This is a genomic window from Bacteroides nordii (genome assembly GCF_019930665.1).
GTDB classification, from domain to species: domain Bacteria; phylum Bacteroidota; class Bacteroidia; order Bacteroidales; family Bacteroidaceae; genus Bacteroides; species Bacteroides nordii.
Genome location: NZ_CP082886.1, coordinates 5158571 through 5182444 on the forward strand (window position 1 = coordinate 5158571; position 23874 = coordinate 5182444).

General features: G+C 39.6%; 17 protein-coding genes. 4 read left to right on the plus strand and 13 right to left on the minus strand.

Translation table 11 applies throughout. The features are described 5' to 3' along the window. The first annotated feature begins 2 nt into the window (after positions 1 to 2). Entirely contained in the window at positions 3 to 3281 is a 3279-nt protein-coding gene (locus tag K8P02_RS19900) for an RHS repeat domain-containing protein (protein WP_025867108.1), read from the plus strand. Further along, the gene (locus K8P02_RS19905) at positions 3259 to 3855 is read left to right on the plus strand and encodes a hypothetical protein (RefSeq protein ID WP_195348737.1); all 597 of its coding nucleotides are present in this window, start codon (positions 3259 to 3261) and stop codon (positions 3853 to 3855) included. The genes K8P02_RS19900 and K8P02_RS19905 overlap by 23 nt, the downstream gene beginning before the upstream one ends. A gap of 757 nt (positions 3856 to 4612) precedes the next feature. Here the strand turns inward: K8P02_RS19905 and K8P02_RS19910 are convergent. The 12 genes from K8P02_RS19910 to K8P02_RS19965 form a co-directional block, all read right to left on the minus strand. Then, the gene (locus K8P02_RS19910) at positions 4613 to 5500 is read right to left on the minus strand and encodes a beta-propeller domain-containing protein (protein ID WP_025867107.1); all 888 of its coding nucleotides are present in this window, start codon (positions 5498 to 5500) and stop codon (positions 4613 to 4615) included. A gap of 66 nt (positions 5501 to 5566) precedes the next feature. Next, the gene (gene lsrF / locus K8P02_RS19915; protein ID WP_025867106.1) at positions 5567 to 6439 is read right to left on the minus strand and encodes a 3-hydroxy-5-phosphonooxypentane-2,4-dione thiolase; all 873 of its coding nucleotides are present in this window, start codon (positions 6437 to 6439) and stop codon (positions 5567 to 5569) included. A gap of 34 nt (positions 6440 to 6473) precedes the next feature. Further along, on the minus strand, positions 6474 to 7091 hold the full coding sequence (locus tag K8P02_RS19920; RefSeq protein ID WP_025867105.1) for a DAK2 domain-containing protein: 618 nt from the start codon (positions 7089 to 7091) through the stop codon (positions 6474 to 6476). Between the two features lie 12 nt (positions 7092 to 7103). After that, positions 7104 to 8120, minus strand: coding sequence for a dihydroxyacetone kinase subunit DhaK (locus tag K8P02_RS19925; RefSeq protein ID WP_025867104.1), 1017 nt, complete (start codon positions 8118 to 8120; stop codon positions 7104 to 7106). Positions 8121 to 8151: 31 nt separating this feature from the next. Then, positions 8152 to 8466, minus strand: a complete 315-nt coding sequence (locus K8P02_RS19930; protein ID WP_002558803.1) for a hypothetical protein — start codon at positions 8464 to 8466, stop codon at positions 8152 to 8154. Between the two features lie 37 nt (positions 8467 to 8503). Continuing rightward, complete coding sequence (gene ccsA, locus K8P02_RS19935; protein ID WP_007483477.1) at positions 8504 to 10963, minus strand: cytochrome c biogenesis protein CcsA; 2460 nt, start codon at positions 10961 to 10963, stop codon at positions 8504 to 8506. A 133-nt stretch (positions 10964 to 11096) separates the two neighbouring features. Further along, a complete protein-coding gene (locus tag K8P02_RS19940; protein ID WP_195349705.1) occupies positions 11097 to 15092 on the minus strand; it encodes an SUMF1/EgtB/PvdO family nonheme iron enzyme in 3996 nt (1331 codons plus the stop codon). Between the two features lie 34 nt (positions 15093 to 15126). Then, entirely contained in the window at positions 15127 to 15864 is a 738-nt protein-coding gene (locus K8P02_RS19945; protein WP_025867103.1) for a cupin domain-containing protein, read from the minus strand. Between the two features lie 61 nt (positions 15865 to 15925). After that, entirely contained in the window at positions 15926 to 17020 is a 1095-nt protein-coding gene (locus K8P02_RS19950) for a chorismate transformation enzyme, FkbO/Hyg5 family (RefSeq protein WP_002558807.1), read from the minus strand. A gap of 24 nt (positions 17021 to 17044) precedes the next feature. After that, complete coding sequence (locus tag K8P02_RS19955) at positions 17045 to 18820, minus strand: YncE family protein (RefSeq protein ID WP_002558808.1); 1776 nt, start codon at positions 18818 to 18820, stop codon at positions 17045 to 17047. Positions 18821 to 18840: 20 nt separating this feature from the next. Then, a complete protein-coding gene (locus K8P02_RS19960) occupies positions 18841 to 19641 on the minus strand; it encodes an IclR family transcriptional regulator (protein ID WP_044094833.1) in 801 nt (266 codons plus the stop codon). 253 nt (positions 19642 to 19894) lie between these two features. Next, positions 19895 to 20398 (minus strand): RNA polymerase sigma factor, encoded by a 504-nt coding sequence (locus tag K8P02_RS19965; RefSeq protein WP_002558810.1) that lies wholly within the window; start codon positions 20396 to 20398, stop codon positions 19895 to 19897. Positions 20399 to 20656: 258 nt separating this feature from the next. Here K8P02_RS19965 and K8P02_RS19970 point away from each other — a divergent pair, with 258 nt between their 5' ends. Both K8P02_RS19970 and K8P02_RS19975 read left to right on the plus strand, forming a co-directional pair. Continuing rightward, positions 20657 to 21475 carry a 1-acyl-sn-glycerol-3-phosphate acyltransferase gene (locus K8P02_RS19970; protein ID WP_025867101.1) on the plus strand — a complete coding sequence of 273 codons (819 nt, stop codon included), beginning with the start codon at positions 20657 to 20659 and terminating at the stop codon, positions 21473 to 21475. A gap of 35 nt (positions 21476 to 21510) precedes the next feature. Then, positions 21511 to 22509, plus strand: a complete 999-nt coding sequence (locus tag K8P02_RS19975) for a GNAT family N-acetyltransferase (protein WP_025867100.1) — start codon at positions 21511 to 21513, stop codon at positions 22507 to 22509. Here the strand turns inward: K8P02_RS19975 and K8P02_RS19980 are convergent. Next, complete coding sequence (locus K8P02_RS19980; protein WP_025867099.1) at positions 22481 to 23809, minus strand: deoxyguanosinetriphosphate triphosphohydrolase; 1329 nt, start codon at positions 23807 to 23809, stop codon at positions 22481 to 22483. The genes K8P02_RS19975 and K8P02_RS19980 overlap by 29 nt on opposite strands. Positions 23810 to 23874 lie beyond the last annotated feature (65 nt).

Consider the following 23874-nt stretch of genomic DNA (forward strand, 5'->3'; position numbering starts at 1 on the left):
ATATGAAATATTTTTATACAATTGTATTCTTGTTTATTTTAAGTTTTGATATAATTCAAGCACAAGCCATTAGTCAAAACTATATTATGACTTGTAAAATGACAAACGATTCGGGAAATACCTCCATAGATGATATCCAATATTATGATGGATTAGGACGCCCTTCTATACATGTACGAAGAGAAAATAACTATGATGGAGAACGTGATCATATTCTTGCTACATTGCAAGAATATGATAATGTTGGCAGAGAATCAAAAGTATGGTTGCCTCAAGTTATTACTTCGGATTATATAACTCCTTCTTCTTTTAAAAATCAAATTGGTAATGCGTATAATGGAGATTCTCGCTCTTTTAATCAGACTGTATATGAGAATTCCCCTTTCAATAGGGTTATATCGCAATATGGTTCAGGAGATGATTGGATAAATCATCCAATTTCTTCAGCCTACTTTCTAAATTCCGCTTCAGGAGATCTAGGATGTAAACATTATCAGATAGATTTGGATGGAACATTGATACAAAGAGGGAATTATCCTTCTGGTGTATTAAAAATAACTCAAGTTACTGATGAAGACGGTAATATCTCTTATTCTTTTAAGAATGATGCAGGTCAGTTGATATTAACCCGTCAGATATCGAATTCTATTCCTCATGATACTTATTATGTTTATGATATTTTTGGAAATCTATGTTTTGTACTTCCTCCTGCTTATCAAGATAATCCGGATCTATCACTTTATGCCTATCAATATAAATATGATAATCGTAATCGTTGTGTAATGAAAACGCTCCCGGGGTGTACTCCAATAGATATTGTTTATGACTTGTCTGATCGCCCTGTGTTGACTCGTGATGGTGAACAGCGTAAAAAAGGTGAATGGAGGTTTACTCTATATGATATTTTGGGGCGCTCTGTGGTGGAAGGTATTTGCCATTCTGTTGATTTAACTTCTATTGCTTCGAGTACAGTAGTTGCTTCTTTCGAGCAGTTAACTGGTAGTAATGGGTTTAAGGAAACCGGATATACCTTAACTGGTATAGCTTTAAATGAGTCGGATGTACAATTATTGAATGTTTATTATTATGATAATTATCATTTTCTGTCACTTTCGGTTTTTGACGGGATGGATTTGCTTCACTATGAACAACAGCCCGGTTATAATTCTTATGTAACTGATAATATTGAAGTTGCAGCTAGAGGTAAGTTAACAGGTCATTGCTGTTTTTTGTTAGATAATTCTAATAATAAAATTTTGACAACAATGTATTATGATTCGTGGGATCATGTTGTGCAACAACGTTCAACAAATCATCTGGGAGGTATTGATGTCGATTTTTACTGTCGTGAAATGACAGGCAAATTATTAAAACATATGCACTCTCATTCTGTCCCAGATAAACAACCCTTGACCGAGATTTATACTTATGAATATGATTATGGAGAACGATTGGTACGGGTTAAGCATCAGTTAAACAATCAAAGTGAAGTGATACTTACAGAGAATAGCTATGATGATTTGGGACGTTTGCAGACAAAGCAACATCATGGTAATGAATCACTTAAGAGTACCTATTCTTATAATATTCGTAACTGGTTAACAAGTATTAGAGGTTTGTTTTGTGAACAATTGACTTATCAACCTTACTATAATGGTAATATCGATAAAATGTCATGGCGATTTGATGACCCTTATAATATGGAACGTAATTACTCGTTTAATTATGATGGTTTGAATCGTCTTAAATCTGCAGGTTATTGGGACGAAGAATTCAATTTTTACGATACTAATTACGATTATGATAAGATGGGTAACCTTCTTACTCTTTCACGTTGGGGCACAATGGAAGCACGCGAAGATTTTGCTAAAGTTGATGACCTTTCTTTTACTTACAATGGAAATCAAGTAAAAAGTATTGATGACTCAACTGAAGATTATATCACCTATACTCCATTAGATTTTATTGATAATGCGAAAGAAGAAGAGGAATACTTTTATGATAGCAATGGTAACCTTATCAAAGATTTGAATAAAGGGATTGATGAAATTCAATACAATTGTTTAAATTTGCCGAATAACATTACGTTACGTGAACGTAATGTAACTCGTTATTTGTATTCTGCTGACGGAGTGAAGAGGAGAAAAGAATATGGAGTCTGGGAACTTTTTTCTATTGAACCTGCCTTTTCTTTTATTAACATGAGGAATTCTCTACAAAAAACTAGGACGGGAACTAATTCTATAGATTTTTATTCATTTGTATCAAATGAATGTATGGATTATTGTGGAAATATAATCTATAAAAATGGAGTATTGGATAAGGTACTAACAGAAGAGGGATACATCAATTTTGTTAATGGAGCTCCTGTTTACCATTATTATTTGAAGGATCATCAGGGGAATATTCGCGTGGTTATGAATCAAAATGGTATGAAAGAAGGTTTGAATCACTATTATCCTTTTGGTAGTTTGTTTGGAGAAAGTTATGATTCTCAACAGTATAAATATGGTGGGAAAGAATTAGATGAGGTACATGGTCTAAATTGGTATGATTTTGAAGCAAGATATTATGATTCAGCAATAGGGCGGTTTCATATGATGGATCCATTATGTGAGAAGTATTATTCGGTGAGTCCGTATGCATATTGTGGGAATAATCCTATCAGATATATTGATCCTACAGGTATGTGGATTTCTCCATATTATGATTATGATGGTAATTTTCTCGGAACAGATGATGATGGGTTTTCAGGGGCGGTAAAAATAACAACACCAATAGTTTTTGAATCAATGAAATCAGTCGGGCGTTTTAATGATACGAATGGAACTCATGGAATTGAAACGGTTTCGTTAAGTGCTGAGGCTGTTAGTAAAATATTAACTGATATTATGAACAAAACAGGGTATACTAATGAATATTTAATTGGTTCAAGTGTTGCAGTGAGTGGAGATACTGGAGATTTCTATAATGATCCATCTCCAACAGAATTGTATATGACAAGTTTTAAATTAACTCCTAATACGAAGTTTAAGATAAATGTAAACTATACAACTAAGGAGGCAATATATGAATTAAGAACAGTTGAAAATATTCAAAATGCTTTAGGGGATCATGAATATGTAGGACATGGAATGAATAAATGGGGAGATTATAACAGTACTCATACAAAAGTCTATGAGTACCAGATGCAACAGCCTGTCTTTCTAAAAACGACCAAAGATTTTAAACACCATATTAATACGAATAAAAAATATTATGAGAAGAAAGAACGTAAATAATATAGTATGGATTCTATTATTGGTATTGATGGCTTGTAATTGCAATAATTTATCAATAAAAGAAGACCCCAAATTAGAGATAGATAACGTATTTATGCTTGTCTCAGAGAAAGATACAACTTTAGTGACAGGATATGGGTATCTCTTTTTTAATTGTAGAGTGGTAAATCATGGTATAGATACTATAGTCTTAGGAAAAATTCCTTTTGATAAAGATCAAATGAACCAAGATCGTAATTCAGTGACTTGTTACCTTATTAATGGAGACTCTCTACCCTTGTTTTCTGAAAATTTATCATTTAGTGCTGAAAATACGACTATTTATCCAAATGATTCTTTAATTTTTACTTTGTCATTAGACTTTTTTGCAGGTACTAATTCGCGTTCAAAGTTTGATAGTATTTCTAATCTCATAAGTCATATTGTATGGAATACTAAAACAGATCATTTTAAGTTTAAAAAAGCTGAGTCGTATGCTGTTAAACATATTATTCATAATGAATATGCAGAAGGATGGGGGATTAAAGCAGATATTCCTCAAGAATATTATCGAAAGTATTTGAGGCAGTATTGAGGGATAACTAAAAATTGGATAATTGGGGATGTAAGAAGAAGTATTGAGGTTGTTTAAAAGGTTGATTGCATCTAGCTTTATATTATGTGGATAGACTAAATGCTACAGACTGTGAAGATAGAAAACCTTTTGATATAGGTATCTAAAAATATCTGGTAATTTTTATAATTTTACAACTTATGTTTTTGTTGAACAGAACCTTTGAAATATAGTTTGAATACTGTTATGTTGTGGAAATTTGGATATCTCCGAATGGAAGTGAAATCATTTCATAATTATTAAAATACTAAACTTTATGGAAGTACATCAGGAATCTTTTTATATATGGATAACTAAAATTCCTGTTGAAAATAAATGATTTATGAAGAAGCCATTATTTGTTTGTATTAATTTCGTCTCTTTACGTACTATATAAAAATGAGATATAAAGAACTACTCCAAAAAGGTATAACGGGCAATGATAAATATGACAAGTTACTAAGAACTTTGAGATTAAGAAAATATTTTTGAATTTGGTGATATGCTTACTTTCGAGTAGGAATATATTTTCTCATAAAGTTACAGTTAAAGCCGTTTGTATAGGAAGTAGAGCATATGGAATATTCATTGCTAACCGTGAATGGGATTACCTGGAGGATATATTGAATTACAAAATTTTCAACCTGATTTTGTATGTTTTTTGTGGCTGATGTGATAACTATAAGCTCCCCTTTTATTTAATATTCCGGGGAGTTTATAGTCATTCTGTTGTATAGGGTCAGTTTATCGTACTGACTGCTGATATCATTCCAGATGTTTGATTGTCGTTTAGGCTCCAGATCACTTCTCCTTTTTGGTTTATTTCGAAAAGTTGCGGGCTGTTTGCTGCATTGGCGTCGTGGCTGTGCCCTTGCCAGTTGCATATATAAAGGTTACCATCAGCACTTTTACAAAGACCGGCTGTGAAGAAAAGCCGGACTCCTTTGATATCATTCTCATTATAACGCCGGATGATTTGGCCATCATTCGGATTGACTTCGATTAAGGTATGCCCGTCACCGCAAGCAATCCAATAGTTACCATCAGTTGACTCTAATGTAGTGAAGGGTGTACCTTCTACTTTGAAGGAGTTGATTAGTTTGCCAGAAGGAGATATTTCACGTACTTCAGAGGTAGATATGAGAGGAATAAGATAGTTGCCACGCTTGTTTTTATTCAGCTGACGGAACTGAGAGTGGGGGCGGTCAATCCCTGTTTCATATTCTGTACGGGATAAAATTTTACCTTTCGGGCTCACTTCCATAATGACAGCCGGATGTCCTGTCCAGGCTAACAGGTAATTACCGTTGGATAACACGCGGGCAGTTTGCATTTCACAACCTTCAGGTGCTGTAATATTCCAGATCTCCTTATGATCCCGGTTGATTACTTTGGCACCTTTGGCGTAGGAAAATAAAATATTTCCGTCCGGAGTTGCAGCTACAGAGTTACATTCCCAACCTTTTTGTAAAGGATGTTCCCACTCTATTTGTTTTGAATCTTTGTCTATAATGACGATCTTATTCCATCCCGAACCACCTAATAATAATTTCTCAGCTTTGTTTTTTCCGGAGATATTAAGGAAGAGTGGGAGAGTAAAACATAGAAAAAATAATATTCTCTTCATAATGTATGTGTGTAAATTGAAAATTGGGAACCTGATTTGATCGATTCCCAATTCTCAATTAGTTGATTATTTAGATAAATCCTGGAACATTTCAAAACCTTGTTCCGGAGTCAATCCGTCATGCACTACAGCATGTACAGCCTGGATCATAGCCGCAGGTGATTCGCTTTGGAATACATTACGTCCCATATCTACCCCGGCAGCACCATCGTTGATCGCGTTATAACATAACTCAAGTGCTTCTTTCTCGGGGAGTTTCTTACCACCGGCAATAACTACAGGAACCGGACAAGCTGCTGCCACTTTCTCAAATCCCTCGCAATAGTAGGTCTTTACGATGTTGGCACCGTTCTCAGCACAGATACGGGATGCTAAGCCAAAATAACGGGCATCGCGTGCCATTTGTTTACCTACGGCTGTTACCCCCATCACGGGAATATTGTAACGACTTGCTTTGTCTACAGCTTTATACAAATTGGCTACGGTTTTTGCTTCGTGTGCTTCGTCACCAATAGCCAACATAACAGCCATGGCTGATACGTTCATACGGATAGCGTCTTCTACATCAATCAGTACATTGTCGTTCAGATCAGTAAGGATGGAAGTACCGGCATCAGAGCGCAGACAGATAGGAGTTTTTGTATTAGCAGGGATAACCGACTGTAAAATGCCTCGTGTACACATCAGGCAGTCTGCATATTCCATTAACGGGACTATATTCAAGTCAATACGTTCGAGTCCTGAAGTAGGCCCCATGATAAAACCGTGGTCGCAAGCCAACATAACGGATTTACCTGTTTGGGGGTTAAAGATACGTGATAAACGGTCTTTCATACCCCATGCTGCATTTTCTGCACCTTTCACGTGAAAGTGTTGTTGTTGAGATGCAATGTCTAAACCAAAATTTGCACCTTCTCTTAAATCATCTAAATCTGCCATTTCTTTATATTTGATATTTATTCGAAATACATTTTTACTTTATAGCTTCTGAGAATGAAGCGAACATACAACTCCAGGAAGCAGCGCCGCTATCCATATAGCCTATAGACCGTTCACCATAGTTGCGTGCACGTCCGAAATTAGCTTTAAGTTCAATTGTGGACTCAGCACCCGCTAAAGCTGCTTCGGCTCCTGCATTTATCAATTCTTTGATATCGTCTGAAGGGCAATTCTGAATAGCTTCGACAGCAGGTATCAGGGCATCCATCATTGTTTTATCACCTTTCTGAGCTTTAGTCTGCTTTTGTACGTTAGTAAGTCCGCCGGCGAACATGGCTTTTACAGCAGTTGCATCCAGTTGTGTACCACTTACATGATCACTCATGCCAAGGAAGAAAGCCCCCAATAAAGTACTGGTTGAACCGCTTACTTGTAACATAACATCGAATCCCATGTCGTTCAGCATCGATTTAAATTCAGTCCCTTTCTCGGCAGTGGCAACAATAGCGCTCATGGCTGTTACGATCGCTTGTCCGTGGTCACCGTCACCAATAACGGCATCCAGTTTGGAAAACTCATCTTCACGTGCTTTGATATTTGCTAAAGCTGTGGTGAGCATTGTTTTGAAGTTATCAATAGTCAGTTGTGTCATTTTCTTTTGCTTTTATTTGCCAATAGTTGTCCAGTAAGGTGCGTTAGCACGTTTGTTCTTTAAATAGTCGATATGATCTTCGTCCAGGATACCCATAATCATTTGGAAACCTGCTTGTTCCTGTACGGTCAATATCTCCTGTATACGGCTTACAACTACTTGCAGACCACGTGCTTCCAGTTCCTTATAAGCTTTGCGGAATATGATATTCAGTTCCATGTGAGTAGTGGCACCTACACCGTTGATGATAAGCATCATTTTATCTCCGGCTTTGGGTTTGAGCTGCTGGCAAAGCAGGTCTACCATTTCGGCAGCTGTAGCATCGGCTGATACAAGTGGCTTTTGACCACCACCACCTTCACCGTGTTGGCCCATTCCTATCTCCATGATACCGGCAGGCAGATCCGTGATTGTTGCGCCATTCTGAGGATGGGTACAAGAACGCATGGCTACAGCAAGTGTGGCTACCTTATTGTTATACCGTTCGCCGATTTCGATAAGCTCGTCTAATGACTTGCCTTCTTCTGCTGCTGCTCCTAATATTTTATACAAAGGAACACAACCCGCCAGCCCACGACGATCTTCTGTGTTGGCATCAATTCCGGCACTGATGTCATCATGTGTCAATATCTGTTTTACTTTGATTCCTACACGTTCTGCCAACTGGCAAGCCATGTTTGCACTCATTATATCACCGGAGTGATTCAATACGACCAGTAATATACCTGCTTCACGTTTCATCAGCTGCAATGCCTGGAATACACGTTGTGCACCGGGAGCTGCAAAAATATCTCCTACTACAGAACAATCCAGCATACCTTCGCCAACGAAACCACTCAATGCAGGTTCATGACCGGAGCCACCTAAGGTGACAATAGCTACTTTACTTTCGTCCTTTGCATGGGTACGTACTACAATATTTTCACCTCCCAGTTTTACTTGATCGGCATAAGCCATTACATAGCCTTCCAACAATTCGGGAGTAATTTGTTCGGGGTTGTTGATAAATTTAGTTTTGATGTCTGACATGATGTTTTCCTCCTTATTTTGAGATTAGTTTTTATTTAATTTCCATTAGTTCGATAGAAATACCCTCTTCTTCTATGAAAGCAATAGTGAGATGTTCATCGCATACGGCAGGGCCAAAAATAACCTTCTTACCTTTTAGCTCTTCTTCCAGAGAGGGTACTGTGTAGGCAATGTGACCTTGCTTTTGTACCAATTCGGGCATACAACTGCCTTCTTCGAATTTAAGAAACTCGATTCTGTTAGGACTTTTGCTATAGTCTGTCAGCCATACGCTGAGCCCTTCATTAAAGAAGGCGCCTTCTTTGTGTTCGGTAGTGACGATACCTACGTGGTTGAATGTTCTCATAATTTATTCGTTTTAAGTGTTTATAATAACTATTGGTTTATGACTTGTTCGGATTTAACTCAGGATTCTTTTTCCAACTCCTGTAAGAGAAAAATGCTAATACAATAATAACAATTGAGGCAAAGTACAGGTAGATCAATATATTGTTTACATTGTCGTTCTGTCCATATGAGTGCATTCCGCTAAGGAAATAGTTGACTCCGAAGAAGGTCATTAATACGGATGAAAATGCGATGACTGAAGCGACATTGAATAACCAAAGGGTATTACAACGTTTTATCAGATGCAGGTGGGTGACAATGGCATAAACAACCATAGTAATCAGTGCCCAGGTTTCTTTAGGATCCCATCCCCAATAACGTCCCCAGGACTCATTTGCCCAGACGGCACCCAGGAAAGTACCGATCGTCATCAAAGCCAGCGCTACCAGCAATGACATTTCATTGATGATACTTAACTCTTTGATACGAATAATCAGCTGACTCGTTCGTTTCTTGCCGGCGAAGATCATCAAAACCATATTGGTTAATCCCATCAGGCAACTGACGCCGAAGAAACCATAGGCAGCTACAATAATGGCAACATGGAACATTAGCCAGGGAGATTTAAGTACCGGAACTAAGGGACTTATTTCCGGATCCATCCAGTTCAGGCCGGATACAAAAAGAATGATACCACCGAACAAGGTGGCCAGTGCCAAAGTGATGGTATTACGACGTACAAACAGTAGACCGGCAAGAACCGTAGCCCAGGCCACATATACCATTGTTTCGTATGAATTGCTCCAAGGGGCATATCCACCAATATACCATCGCATTCCCATACCGTACATGTGATAATGGAATACGATAAGTACCAGAATCCCCAATATCCAGACTATAGACTTTATCCAGCGTTTCTGCTGAAACTGTACGATGAATGTAAAGATGAGCAGCAGACCACCCAGAATAAGATAACCGATTTTACAATAGCGAAATACATCCATCTTATTATATTTCAGTTCAGACTGTATCTTTTTAGGGCTGATGTCGAGTGTTTTGTTTTTGGCTTGCTGGTAAGTACTGATCATGCCGGCAACTTCGTTGGCCTTTGTCCAGTCGTTACTTCTCAGACCTTCCTGTACCTCTTCCAGGTACCAGTCCATAATACGGGCTACGAACATGGAGTCCTTTCCTGTAAAAGCCGAAAGGTCATCTCCGGGAGCATACCACTTATGGTTGGGATCATCTTCTTTTGGAAAGAGATTCAGCATCTGACGGTTGATAAGCTGGTGGAAGATGTTGATCTGTTCATCCAGTTTCATCAAATCTTTGTCGAATCGGGTACGTTGGTTAGGCATTTTGTTATATGCTTCTTCCAGCTTCTCCTGTAACTTGTAGTAGCCGTTATTGTCAAACACTTCCGCGTATGCACATTGTTTGGCAGGCAGATTATAATAACTTGCTAACTCTGGATTGGATACGGCAATAAACGGTATGCGCATCCATACATCCGGCATCACCAGTAAACTGATAAGGAATTGGTCTGAGTTTAAACCTTCGATTTTATCCGATTTATGTAGCTTTCGGAGTATTTGGGAAGAAAAAGTGTTGATTGGCATGGTACGCCCACTATTTGACTGGATTGGTAAAGAACCAAAAACTTCGGCATGTGCAGGAGAAATTTTATGTTTCTGTACGATATCCATCATTGGGGAGTTATTCTCGTTTGCTCTGCTTTCAGAAGGAAAGGCTATAAAGAAGAGCATGCAGGCTATTATCTTAGTTGCGGTATGTAATTCTTTTAACCGACGGCTCAATGACATGAATCGGGTATTCTTGCCAATAAAGCATAGAACCAGTCCGATGACAAGCAAAAGATACCCTGTGTAAGTGATGTTGCGTCCTGCAACATCACGGTTGACAGAGAGAATCGTACCTTGTTCGTCCGGATCATAAGATGCCTGAAAGAACCGGTAACCCTTTACATCTAACACATTGTTCATAAATATTCGTTCGGGACGTGTTTCACCGTCCACATGTACTACAACTTCACTTTCATAGGAAGAGGGACTGGAAGAACCCGGATAGCGGGTCAACGTAAATTTCTTTAGTTCCACAGAGAAGGGTAAGGTGTGGATACTTGTGTTATTATCGGCAGAGCGAACGGTGATTTGATTGCTCGTTTCTCCTTCGCGAAGATGAAGGATGCCTTCTTCACTGAAAAGGAAAGAGGTAAAAGCACCCAGGAAAATGATGATAAAAGCAAAATGAGTGACTAACATACCCCATTTCCGGTTTTTAAGATATTGGCGCTTGATAACAATTGCTACAAAATTGATAACCATCAATAATTGAAGCAAAAAGAACAGAGGCGAATAGTAGATGATCGTTTTGGCTGTTGCAGTGCCATGGTATTTTTCAATGAAAGTAGCGGCAGCGAGTGCAACAGCGTAGATCAGCAACAACACAATGGTTGTTACATAAGAAGAGAGGGGCTTGTGGAAATTTACTTTCATAGGAAAATCACTTTTAGAGTTGACAATTGATAACAGTTGGCAGCTGATAGTTGACAATTGACAATGAAGAGTTGACGGTAGACAGTGGGCAGTTGCCCTGCTCACTGTCAATTGTCCACTGTCAACTGTTTAATTAGTCTTCAATAATTACACGGAATCCTACATTGAATACTCGCTGATGCGGGTAGTAGGCTTTACGGGCATAAGAAGTTGAGACTTTAGGACGTTCAATATAAGAACCACCACGTACAACTTTGAACTCCGAAGGATTCTTTACCTTTTCGGTGTAAGGATAAGGTATGTAATCCGAACGGGTCCACTCGGCTATATTTCCGTGCATGCTATATAATCCAAATGGATTGGCCTGGTAATTTTTAGAATTAACCTGGTTCATTGCTCCATCGTTTACACTTTCCTCTTTAGGCAGATAAGAGTAATATTTGTACCAGTATGAATTCTTAGACATTGGTTGTGGATTAACGCCACTTACAGCCATTTTATTGCAACTTTCGTCTGCAAAGTTCTCCAATTTACCAAAATCCGTATTGCTGTTACCATACCAGAAATCAGAATCACTTCCTGCACGACAAGCCCATTCCCATTGTGCCTCCGTGGGGAGGGTGATGTTGAGACCGGTCTTTTCGCTCAGTTGTTTACAATACGCCATAGCATCTTCGTAACTAACACGAATAACGGGTTGCTCCGGCTGATTGGCAGGGTAACCGAAATGTACATGGTCTTTCCATAACTGGTCTACATAACGACTGTCGTGGTCGGGGAAAATGACATTGTATTGTTCATTGGTGATTTCTACTTCACCCATCCAGAATGGTTTTGCAATTTTTACTTTAGATACCGGACGATTATCAGCAGATCCGTTCCAGCTACCCATAGCGAATTCTCCGGCAGGAATACGAACGAAGGTGAGTTTAACTCCGGGAGCCAATACAACTTCTTTGCGTGTTTCCTTTTCGTTTGCCAGCATCGCTTTGATTGCGTTGGCATCGAAAGGCCAGTTTTTCACTTTTACATTCTTCTCTTTTACAGGAGCTGTTGCTGCCGGAAGGACCGGAGTAATTTCTCCTTTACCTTTCAGATAGGTTGCATAGTCAGCAATCTCTTTCTTCCAGTTTACTCCCATACCGTTGCCATATTTGTTGGTGAGTTCTGTACGGCGTTCAATCTGATCAAAACCCTGATATGGGAAATCTTTGATCTTATTAGCATTGAAGTAACCCTTATCCGGTGCATTGTAATCAATCCATGTATACAATGTTCTCCATTCTTTGTCAGTCAGCTTCACATTTGCATGTCCCTTTTTAAGGATACGGATTAATTCGCTGGTATTGGCATGATATTCATAGGGTTGAAGAACTGCCATATCAGCTTCCGGACCCTGACGATGAACATACGGATGTAGATTCAGATAAGAAGGACCATATCCACGTTCGTCTTTTGTACCGGCACGGAGGTCGAATGCTTTTTCGCCGTTATGACAGGCAATACAAGCACGGTCGAGAATCGGCTGTACTTCAAGATCGAATGTAAATGAACGGACACCACCTTCCGGTGCTTTTATAGAGTGTGGTGCACGTTGAGATGCAATTACACGCTTAGGCACAGGAATCTGGTTCTGATCTTCGTGACACCCGATACAGGAGACAACTTCACCCGGTTGTCCGGTCAACCAACTACGCATCAGCTGTATAGCAGCTCCGTCTTTATCAATCGGCTGGATGGAGATTGGAGTATTGGCTGGTATTTTGAAGATAACAGAACCGTCTTCTTCCACAGGAACTGTTCCGAGTTGACGTTTAATGTCCCATCCGCTCTGGATACCATGCCAGTTATGGTCCGAAACAGTTTTCAGATATGCATACTCATACGCATGCAGGCGGAGTTCTTTTACAGTACCACGAGGTACATTACGCAATCCTTCACCTTCGTATATATCCTGGATAAATACAGTTGCTTCTTTTTCATTCAGTTTTACCCTGTCAGGTATAGCCGGAGGAGTAGTTGTCTTACGCACAACAATCGGACTGATGTATCCTTCGCCTTCCTGTTTCATCAGACAAGTTACGTTATCAAATACGTCCACCAGATAAATACCCCATAAATCTTGTGGGTTCAGCTTAGCAGCTACCAGATAATATTTGTCATCCAAAGGAGTCGGTTTGATAAATTGTGGCCATACGCCGTTTACTAATTCATCTTTTACCAATTCTACTATCGGACGGTTCCGATATGGAATTTCCTGAAGCATACCGGCAGCACCTTTGCGGGCTTTAGTTGGATCAAACAATATTAAACGGCCGGAACGGGCAACACCGTGATGACCGGAAATAATACCTACAAAAGCAGATGCATGATTAGGCAGAGGTTGAATGTCAAATGTACTGTTTGGGAAAGCACAACCACTTCCGAACAGGGCCTTTTGTTCTGTTCCGTCCGGGTTCATATGCATTACAAAGCGGGAATAGTAGTGCATCAGGTCGGTATATTCCCAACGGGTATACATGACACGACCATTATGCATAATAACCGGATTCCAATTGGCATCCTGGTCAAATGTAAGGCGACGCATGTTTTTGGTTTTGGGATCATAAAGCACCATATTACCCACTGGGTCGGAACCGCTGACACAAGGTACACCTTGGTAACCAATATTAGAAGTTGCTATCATACGCCCGTCGGGTAGATATGTACCGTCGTAGAATTCCAGATCCGGTTCTTCATTTTCTATTAGCATTCTGTGACCGGTACCGTCCAATTTAACCTCATATATATTCCAACGATTGTCGGGCATGGTTGCAGTAAACATAACCCGGTCGCCATCCCAATGCATTTTAAGGTCTGCGATAGAAGATGAGTTTTGTGGTTTGTATATTTGACGCATCTGAATGTTGTCACCACGCAGATTGGACAATTCTACAATTTCGGCATTAAATCCACTACGACGTGCGGATTCCTGATTACTCCAGTTGTTAGATTGTGTTCCTAAGTCCGGAGCCATAGCTGTATGTGCTTTTGAACCCAGTTTGAAACGAGTAGCAACAATTTTGTCGCCATTGAGTAAAGGGTTACCAAGCAGAATGGCTTGCTTGTTTTTCAATGCTTTACGGGCATTAGCCAATGCTTGCGCATCACCTTTGTAAATGCCGTCGAAACCTTTTTGGGAAAGGCTTAGCAGTTCATCGAGCAGAGGCTGGTATTTGGCTACATCATACCCTTGTTGTTGTTTCATATCAGCAAATGCCAGTTTGATTGCATTTATATTCAGCCACTCCAATTCATTTTGTACCTCGTATACATTTTGCATCTTTTCAAATACTTCGAGGTATTTGTACATTTGTGTGTTTACGTCTTTTTCGGTTGCTATCTGTTGTATGATGTTCTTGAAGTAAGAAGCATCTTTTAGTTTACCAGCCAAAGCGTCTACGACTTGTTTTTCAACAGAAGCATCGGGGGTAATCAACCAGGTATCCAATCCATCCATTTGGCTGCTTAGCATTCCAATTTGATTCGGATATTTTTCTGCCAGTTGATTGGCGATGTCTTTAGGTAATACATTCAATGCCTGAAAATATACACTACCCGTTCTTGAGGCATCGTCAATACCAACTTCTGCTTCAAAACGTACGTATTTACCTTTCACAGGATAGACCAATGTGCCGTTAGCATGGCAGAATACACCGTGCTCATAAGCTTTTCCGGCAATCCGGATAGGTTTGCCATTTGCGTTGATGTTCATTCTTGGTTTATCCCAGCCGGCTACGCCATATTCAAACGGAGTCTGGTCCAACCATACAGAAGAACCGTCGGCTGCAATCAGGCGGGCATTCCCCCATACTGCATGATCATAGCTGCTACCGTCAGGACCACCGGAGGTAACCAGTATCAGCTTATCGCAATTCTTCAAGTCCACAACAAAAGGCTCTGCCTTGTCATTGACTTTAATCCATTTGGATATGACTGGCATTCCTGCTTTTTGTAGTTGCGTACGCAATTCGGATTTGGCTTTTACTGAAGCATCGATCCATGTCTCTGCTTTCTTAGGCTTCGGCCCGGCAAATGCCGAGGCAGAAGCTGATAAGAAACAGAGTGTTATTAGCAATATTTTATTCATAAGGTTGATTCTAAGGTATTATGTTTTTCTACTATTATAATGCAGCCTTAGGATTTGAAAAACGAAGGCCGGCATTGTCATGGTAAGTAGCCCATTCTGAGACAATAGCACCTTCGGGACCAGCCATCAGGAAGTGGAAGGTTGTTAAAGCTTTCAACGGAAGTACTTCGCCTACCTTTTGTACAACGAAATTCTTACTCTTGATAGGACCATGAGTAGCTGGAATTGCAGGGGCATTCGGAGTTTCATCTCCTACTTCAGAGAAGTTATAGGCCCATCCTTTTTCAACCATCCAGGATTCGTGTTTAGCAGGATATGTAGTAGCTACATGGGCATGTTCCGGAATCATTTGTCCGGGCAACAGATAGATAGCATGTGCAAAGTATCTTTGTTCTGCGTTGTTAACCCAGAAAATACCACCCATACCTACATTTTCAAAATCTCCTAATCCGAAGTCCGTAACCCACATGTCTTTAGCCATTAATTCGGTGAAAGGAACATCATAGAATGCGAACATGTCTTTCATTGCTTCCATAGCAGCTTCTTGCTGGAATTTGCCGTCTTTGTAAAAGTCGGCATTTGTGTACTTCTTAGAATAAGTCATTTCTTTTTTATTTTTACAGTTGTTTTGATTACATTCATTTTTACATTGTTCGGAACATTGTCCGTTGTTACCACAAGCTGATTCTGATGTAGAGGTTTTGCCTGTACATGCTACCATAGAGAGTAAAACAACTCCTAAGGCTACTGAATTTCTAAGTTTTTTCTTCATTTTCATTTATTTATTTGGTTAGTAATTTCTCCTATTTTATTTATTGTGATAAGGGAGTGGCTTATTTTATGGCAATGCCTTCAATCTCAATTAGTAATTCATCTCTGCATACATCTGCACACATATAAGAAATAGGTATGTTCAGTTGATAGTCATTCAGTAGCTTATATGCTTCTTGGTAATGTGACTTGTCTTTCAGGTATACGCGCAATAATTTTAAATGTGCGTCTCCTGTTAGTTGGGCAATGTTTTCCATAGTGATGTGAAGTTGTCTTTCGAGACCTACTCCGGTCAGGCTTTCTTCTCCTCGGATTGCAGCTGTGCCGGATATATAAATGAGTTGTCTGTCATCAAACGTCATACTTTTGGCACGTTCAAACTTTGGTGTTGATTTTTGCTGGTGAGCCATTTCCAGTACTTGTGGGGAATAGGCATGAGCTGCTACCTGTAACTTATTATCAATAGGAGTGGCAAAACATTCCGGACGGGTAAATACAGCAGCATCAATATCTACCAGGATACCTCCTAAATTACTCCCTATACCTGTAGCAGCCGGATAACCCATACTCCAGGTAGTCTGATTGTAGAAGTTGCTACGCACATTATTGAACATCTGGTAATGTTGGTCGGCACCATCAAATCCTGTAATTTGTTCAATGTAGTTCCACTGGCGGATAATGTTTTCAATGGGAAAATTCTCCTTATGTAAAACTTCACTTGCTAACCGGAAAACTTCAACGGATTGTTGTTGGGTATTGAAATTCAACACATCGCTATGGAAGCCTCCTGCAAAAAGAAAACGACCATCGGCATTTTCCAATGTAATATAAGGGAAACCTTCATTGGGATGATACATAATCTGATCATTCTCATCTGCCTGATAGCTATGTACTTCCATTGTAAGTCCGCCATCCAAAGCAGGTTGGGATACATAACTTAATACAGGTAACTTCTGGGGATAACGTTGTTGTATTTTGTCACTTAAAATGTTACGACGAGTTACATATTCATTGTTATTTGCCGGTGTCCCGAAAAATATTAGTCTGAATATCTGTTCGCTTTGAGGCAACTGTGCCAGCAAGGTATCTGCCATTGTTCCGAAATCAGCAATTTCGGTGGTATATATGCTATATTTTATTTTATCACAATAATTCATGTTTTCCAACGGTGTCTTATTTTGTTATAAGGAATTTACGTATTCTGTTAGCGCTTTAATCTCTTTTTGAGAAACCTTTTTCTCAATACCGTGTTTGTGTACCTTAAATACATCTTCCATCGTGGCTGCACGTCCGTCAAAAAGATAGGGGGCTGTGCGCCAGACTTCACGTAGGGTAGGGGTGTCCCAACCTTTTTCGAACTCAATATCCTCACCGATACGATGCATTTTCAGGTCTGTATAATACGGGCCACTGTGGCACTCTGTACATTTTAGTTTTTCAAATACCTTTCTTCCTTCTTTGGCCAGGTCGGATAGCTCACCATTAACCAGATAGGGGCTTGGAACTGGTTGGAGAGATTTCAGATAAGCATCCACACATACGGCATCTTCTTCGGTAATATCAAAGAACTGTATGAATTTAAAACCGGCACGTACTGCCCATTCCGCTGTTTCGCGAATACCTGATATCATGCTTGGAGGGGTGGGATGGCTGAATAAAAGACTTTTGCAGTTTTTAGAGTTACCTACTCCGTCATTCATCAAATCCCAGTTCATCCCATCTGTACGGGCATCTCCCGGATGGCAACCATTACAACTTTGCCAGTTTTGAAAGCAATGAGAAGCGTCATTAAAATAGCGTTCTCCTTTGTTTTCTGCACTTTCTTCCCGATCCGGATTCAGATTGACCGAGGTTATTTCAGTCGTTTGGGTATCTACAATGTTTAGGATGTCAGCAAAGTAAGTAGGGATATAAAGTTTTCCGTTCTCCATTATCATTTTACGCGGACCATTTCCTTTCAATGGGATACGTTTGCGCAGGCCGTACAGGAATCTCAGGTCATAATCCAACATAGCTTTATCAGGATAACTTAGGAATTTCTTCAGCATGGCTTTGTGGTCAATAACGCTGATTTCATGTGTTCCGGAGTGAGTGATGAAGAGTGACTCGTCATTGCAGGCAATGCTCCAGATACCTGCTGCTCCACGTTCTGGTTCGTCGACTACAATTGCGCCGAGGAATTCTTGTTTTTCCACATCTATAATACTGAAAGCACTGGTATTCATCCATCCTTGTTGCAATTGTGATGTGGGAACGGTAAAACGTCCTAAATTGTGGGATACATATATATATTTACCGTCCGGTGTGATACAAATACCGCGTAAAGCATTGCTACCATTGGCCAGTTTGATGTCTTTTACTTTGGTAAAATCATCCATTCTGATGACGGAAACACAAGCTGCTACGTAATCAAGATCTGCCCGTTGGGATGGCAGATAATTGGTAACGAACAGATATTTGCCATCCTTGCTGAACTGTGCTGATTTAGGCTCACGCAAGACATTAACCGAACGTACAACCGTACGGCTTATCGGATCAATTTCTGAAACAGTGTTCTGGAATTGATTACATACATATATGTGTTTTTTATCTGGGCCGAAAATAGGAGCACATGCACCGGAACCTGTCAGAATAGTAGCCTCTTTTTGTCCTGATTCCAATGATAGGATTTGTAAATGTCCGGTGGCCGCACTGGTGGTGACATATGCTTTATTGGCATCCAGGAGGATACCGGTTGGTGTTTCTTCAACGGGAATAGAACGAAGTAAAGTTTTACCATCCGGTGAAAAGAAACTGATTCGATTTGTTCCCTTTTCTACAATAAGAATTTCACCTTTGGAATTCAAGGTAATGTCTGTAGGGAAAAACGGAGGAGTTCCTCCCAGAACGAAGGAAGCACAGCCACAAAAGAATACGGTGGCTAATGTTTTTTTTAATATTTGTTTGGGGGTGTTCATAGTATGTATGTTTTATATTTTTAAGACTGATTATATCCTAATTCTTTGGAGATAGTTTGTGCGGCATCTTTTATACATTCAACGGAATTGCGCACTACATCCTTAGATAAACGATCTTTAGGACCGGATATCCAGATGGCTCCGCATGGATAACTTGTGTAATTAAAAATAGGGGCACCTATACAGAGTACTCCACTTAATTCTTCTTCATTGTCCATGGCATAACCTAACTTTCGCACTTTCTCCAATTCATCCATGTATGCCTCGGGAGTAGTAATAGTGCGTGCATTATAACGTGTGAACTCCATTTGTGACAAGTAATAGTCACGGACATTGCAGGGGAGGTAAGCCATGATAGCTTTTCCCGGTGCAGAACAATGGAGTTCAAAAGGTTTACCGGGTGATAACACAAAACGGAAAGTATGATGTCCTTGGGCTTGTTCTATGAAAATACCTTTTTGATCTCCTAATACTCCGAAGCAGGCAGTTTCTTTTACCAGATCCCGCAAGTTGCGCAAATGTGGCAGGACTACCTCTAACAAATTATGTTCATTTAATGATTTGAATCCGAGCGATAATAATTTGCGGGATAATTTATAATGCTTTGTATCTTCATTATATATAAGGTATCCTAACCGGACTAAAGTATTTAAAATACGGTAGGCAGTTGTTTGCGAAATATCAAGTTCTGATTTGATCGCTTGTAGTGTTCTTCCTAAGGAATAAAGTGATAGGTACTCAAGAACCGCAATCCCTTTTTCAAGGTTTGGAACTTTGTAGTTTTCCTCAGCTTTTTCCATATATTCTTCTACTTTTTCCATATTTGGAACAATGTTTCAAATTTGTTGTCCAAATATAAGGAAACATTCGGATAAGCTTGATAATAAGCGACTGAAAAAAAGTTAAATATGTTATGGAGTATATTCTGTGGAAATTTGTCGAAAGCTTTTTCTTTGAGTTCAGGTATAAAAAAGAAGCAAGGAGGAATTTTTCCTACTTGCTTCTACAGTTAACACAACTAAAAATCTGCACTAAATATTATATGGAAATCGACAATTATAGTGTCGGCTTAGGTTATCTGAAATCTTTTAATTCTTCCTGCAGTTTCTGGCGAGTGAAGAAAATACGGCTCTTTACAGTACCGAGCGGGAGGTGTAACTTCTCTGCTATTTCACGGTATTTGAAACCGGAAACATGCATAGAGAACGGAACCTTGTATTCTTTAGGTAATGAATTGACAATACGGTGCATTTCTTTTAAGTCATAAGAGCTTTCTGTACTCTCAAAACCTGATTCCTGCGGGAGACTCAAATGATAAAGGTTGTCTGTCTGATCAACAAATGTCTGGTCACGGACTACTTTACGGTAGTTGTTGATAAAGATATTGCGCATGATGGTATACATCCATCCTTTAAAATTAGTATCTGGCATATATTTATCCTCATTGTCTAATGCTTTTAATGAGGTTTCCTGCAACAAATCATTGGCTTCTTCGCGGTCGGTTGTTAATTTGTATGCGAAACGAAGTAGTTCATCTTGAACTCCTATCAAATCTTTTTTGAAGCTTAAACTTTTCATAAACGTTGCTTTTTAAATTGTGAATATATCGTTGTTTTTTTCGATGTTGCAAGTTTACGGCGTTTTGATGACTAAGACAGGGGTGAATTCGTCTTTCTTTAGCCTGAAAACTATCAATTGATAGTTTTTAGGTGGTATATGATAGTTTTTGGGTGTTCTTTTTTCTCGTCAGAAACCTAAATCCTGCATTTTCTGCCAAATTATTGCAATTAATAGAAAAGAACAATTAATTTTGCACAATCATTTTATCTATAACGAATGACTGACGACTCTTTGTTTTTAATAGATATCGATAAGATTCTTCGGACAAAAGCTCCGAAGCATTATAAGTATATCCCTAAATTTATCGTTTCTTATCTGAAAAAGATTGTCCATCAGGAAGAAATTAATGTTTTTCTACGTGATTCGAAGGATAAATTAGGAGTAGACTTTCTGGAAGCTTCCCTGGATTTTCTTGATGCTAAAGTAGAAGTAAGAGGAGAAGAGAATTTACCGGAAGATGGTTTATATACATTTGTGTCCAATCATCCGTTGGGAGGACAAGATGGTGTAGCATTGGGTTATGTTCTTGGTAAACACTATAATGGAAAAGTGAAATATCTGGTGAATGATTTGCTGATGAACCTCCGCGGACTGGCTCCTCTTTGTATTCCTATTAATAAGACAGGGAAACAAGCCAAAGATTTTCCGAAGATGGTGGAAGCCGGATTTAAATCAGATGATCAGTTAATCATGTTTCCGGCAGGACTTTGCTCAAGACGCCAGAATGGTGTTATCCGGGATCTGGAGTGGAAGAAGACGTTTATTGTTAAAAGTGTGCAGGCGCAAAGAGATGTAATACCTGTGCATTTTGGCGGACGCAACTCTGATTTCTTTTATAATCTGGCAAATATCTGTAAAACACTGGGGATAAAATTTAATATAGCTATGCTTTATCTGGCAGATGAAATGTTTAAAAACCGGCATAAGACATTTACAGTCACTTTCGGTAAACCAATTCCCTGGCAGACATTTGATAAGTCTAAAACTCCTGCGCAGTGGGCGGAGTATGTTAAGGATATCGTATATAAACTGTGATAAAGAGAAAAAGAACAACTACACTAACGAGGAATATGGAAGAGATTATTGAACCGATAAGCAAAGAACTGCTAAAGGCGGAACTTACGGAGGATAAGCGGTTGCGCATGACGAATAAAAGTAATAATCATATTTATATTACTACTTCACAAGATTCTCCAAATGTAATGAAAGAGATTGGCCGTTTGCGTGAAATTGCTTTTCGTGCAGCAGGAGGAGGTACCGGTTTCTCTATGGATATCGATGAATATGATACAATGGAGAATCCCTATAAACAATTGATTGTATGGAATCCGGAAGCAGAAGAAATTCTGGGTGGGTATCGCTATTTGCTGGGTACGGATGTACGTTTTGATGAGAAAGGTGCTCCGATACTGGCTACTTCCCATATGTTCAACTTCTCTGAGCAGTTTGTTAAAGAGTATCTGCCTACTACAATTGAATTGGGACGGTCATTCGTAACGCTTGAATATCAGTCTACCCGTGCCGGAAGCAAAGGTTTGTTTGCTTTGGATAACTTGTGGGACGGATTGGGAGCGTTGACTGTTGTGATGCCAAATGTGAAATACTTCTTTGGTAAAGTGACGATGTATCCCAGTTATCACCGTCAGGGCCGTGATATGATTCTTTACTTCTTGAAAAAGCACTTTGGCGATAAGGATGGGTTAATCACTCCGTTGAATCCGTTGAAAATGGAGACTGAGGAGAAAGATTTGGCTACTATATTCTATGAGAAGTCGTTTAAAGATGATTACAAGATTCTGAATAGTGAGATCCGGAAGTTAGGCTATAATATTCCTCCACTGGTAAATGCCTATATGAGTTTAAGTCCTACAATGCGTATGTTTGGTACAGCTATTAATTATGAATTTGGGGATGTTGAAGAAACCGGTATTCTGATAGCTGTTGACGAAATTCTTGAAGATAAGCGTATGCGTCATATCCAATCATTTATCGAAAGTCACCCGGAAGACTGTAAGTTAACTTCGGGCGTCAATAAGGTATTTACACCGCAGGAAGACTGTTGCCGTTGATTTTGCGGTAGAGGTCCAGCGCAAAGACATCGGTCATTCCCGAAATATAATCAAGTACCGCCTGTATTCTTTCATAGAGTACAGGCGCTTTTATATTGTATTGACCCGATACACGATTGATAAGAAGCTGTGAGTAAGCTTTGTTGGGGGAGGTCACGGCATCGATCATGAGTTCCAGCAGGGTACTGATAACCTGAAAACCTGCTAATTCTATATCGAGCACATCCCGGGAACGGTAGATCTTACTAAAAGAGACCTCAGAACAGTGTTTGTAGGCCTGTGCGGGTCGTTTGGATATCTTTTTAATCAGTGGATCGGTGAAGTTGCCGGCAAGAATATCAGCTTCATGTTCCAAAAATATTCTTGTACATTCCTTTATTAATAGTCCTATAACCGAAGAGCGCAGATAGGCAATTTGTTCGTTCGTATCACTGACGATACTGAATGTTCTTTGTATATGTTCCTGTCGTTCTTCAGTGAAATAGGACAGGAGTAGCTCTTTCGTCTCTTCGGTTGTTAGAATTTTCAGTTTATGGGCATCTTCAATGTCCATCATTTGATAACATATGTCATCGGCAGCCTCAACAAGGTAGACTAACGGATGACGGGCATATTTCAGAGGCTGTTCACTAAGCTGAATCAACCCCAATTCAGTAGCAATACGCTGAAATCCTTTTTCTTCGCTAATAAAGAATCCAAACTTGGATTTTTTACCTGCCAGACTTGATGAAAAGGGGTATTTAACGATGGAAGCAAGCGTAGAATAGGTCATGGCAAACCCACCTTTGCGACGTCCTTCAAACTGATGTGTAAGGAGTCGGAAAGCGTTTGCATTTCCTTCAAAATGTGTCAAATCATCCCATTCCACCGGGAGAAGTTGCTCTTTTAGGAACTGCCCTTTACCTTCGGAAAAGAAGGTGGAAATGGCCTTTTCACCGGAATGGCCGAACGGAGGATTACCCAAATCGTGAGCGAGACAAGCAGCAGAAACGATGGAACCGATTTCGGGTAGAAAAGAGTCTTGTAACTCCGGTTGCCGGGAGAGTATTGCCTTTGAAACATCATTACCCAGTGACCGGCCAACACACGAAACCTCCAGACTATGAGTGAGCCGATTGTGCACAAAGATGCTACCCGGTAGTGGAAATACCTGTGTTTTATTCTGCAAACGTCGGAAGGGAGCTGAGAAGATGAGCCGATCATAATCTCTTTGAAATTCTGAACGGTTTTCTTGTCTTTCTTCATGAAACTCTTCCATCCCAAAGCGTTTTGCTGAGATTAATTTCCTCCAATCCATCATGAGTCTTTACGATTTAGCTATTTACAATTTACGATTTGAGAGTACATAGTTCCCCTATTCGCACA

Excerpts from the sequence above, each read along its gene's own strand:
- K8P02_RS19900 (WP_025867108.1), top strand. The coding sequence starts at position 3 with ATGAAATATTTTTATACAATTGTATTCTTGTTTATTTTAAGTTTTGAT.
- K8P02_RS19905 (WP_195348737.1), top strand. The coding sequence starts at position 3,259 with ATGAGAAGAAAGAACGTAAATAATATAGTATGGATTCTATTATTGGTA.
- K8P02_RS19910 (WP_025867107.1), bottom strand. The coding sequence starts at position 5,500 with ATGAAGAGAATATTATTTTTTCTATGTTTTACTCTCCCACTCTTCCTT.
- lsrF (WP_025867106.1), bottom strand. The coding sequence starts at position 6,439 with ATGGCAGATTTAGATGATTTAAGAGAAGGTGCAAATTTTGGTTTAGAC.
- K8P02_RS19920 (WP_025867105.1), bottom strand. The coding sequence starts at position 7,091 with ATGACACAACTGACTATTGATAACTTCAAAACAATGCTCACCACAGCT.
- K8P02_RS19925 (WP_025867104.1), bottom strand. The coding sequence starts at position 8,120 with ATGTCAGACATCAAAACTAAATTTATCAACAACCCCGAACAAATTACT.
- K8P02_RS19930 (WP_002558803.1), bottom strand. The coding sequence starts at position 8,466 with ATGAGAACATTCAACCACGTAGGTATCGTCACTACCGAACACAAAGAA.
- ccsA (WP_007483477.1), bottom strand. The coding sequence starts at position 10,963 with ATGAAAGTAAATTTCCACAAGCCCCTCTCTTCTTATGTAACAACCATT.
- K8P02_RS19940 (WP_195349705.1), bottom strand. The coding sequence starts at position 15,092 with ATGAATAAAATATTGCTAATAACACTCTGTTTCTTATCAGCTTCTGCC.
- K8P02_RS19945 (WP_025867103.1), bottom strand. The coding sequence starts at position 15,864 with ATGAAGAAAAAACTTAGAAATTCAGTAGCCTTAGGAGTTGTTTTACTC.
- K8P02_RS19950 (WP_002558807.1), bottom strand. The coding sequence starts at position 17,020 with ATGAATTATTGTGATAAAATAAAATATAGCATATATACCACCGAAATT.
- K8P02_RS19955 (WP_002558808.1), bottom strand. The coding sequence starts at position 18,820 with ATGAACACCCCCAAACAAATATTAAAAAAAACATTAGCCACCGTATTC.
- K8P02_RS19960 (WP_044094833.1), bottom strand. The coding sequence starts at position 19,641 with ATGGAAAAAGTAGAAGAATATATGGAAAAAGCTGAGGAAAACTACAAA.
- K8P02_RS19965 (WP_002558810.1), bottom strand. The coding sequence starts at position 20,398 with ATGAAAAGTTTAAGCTTCAAAAAAGATTTGATAGGAGTTCAAGATGAA.
- K8P02_RS19970 (WP_025867101.1), top strand. The coding sequence starts at position 20,657 with ATGACTGACGACTCTTTGTTTTTAATAGATATCGATAAGATTCTTCGG.
- K8P02_RS19975 (WP_025867100.1), top strand. The coding sequence starts at position 21,511 with ATGGAAGAGATTATTGAACCGATAAGCAAAGAACTGCTAAAGGCGGAA.
- K8P02_RS19980 (WP_025867099.1), bottom strand. The coding sequence starts at position 23,809 with ATGATGGATTGGAGGAAATTAATCTCAGCAAAACGCTTTGGGATGGAA.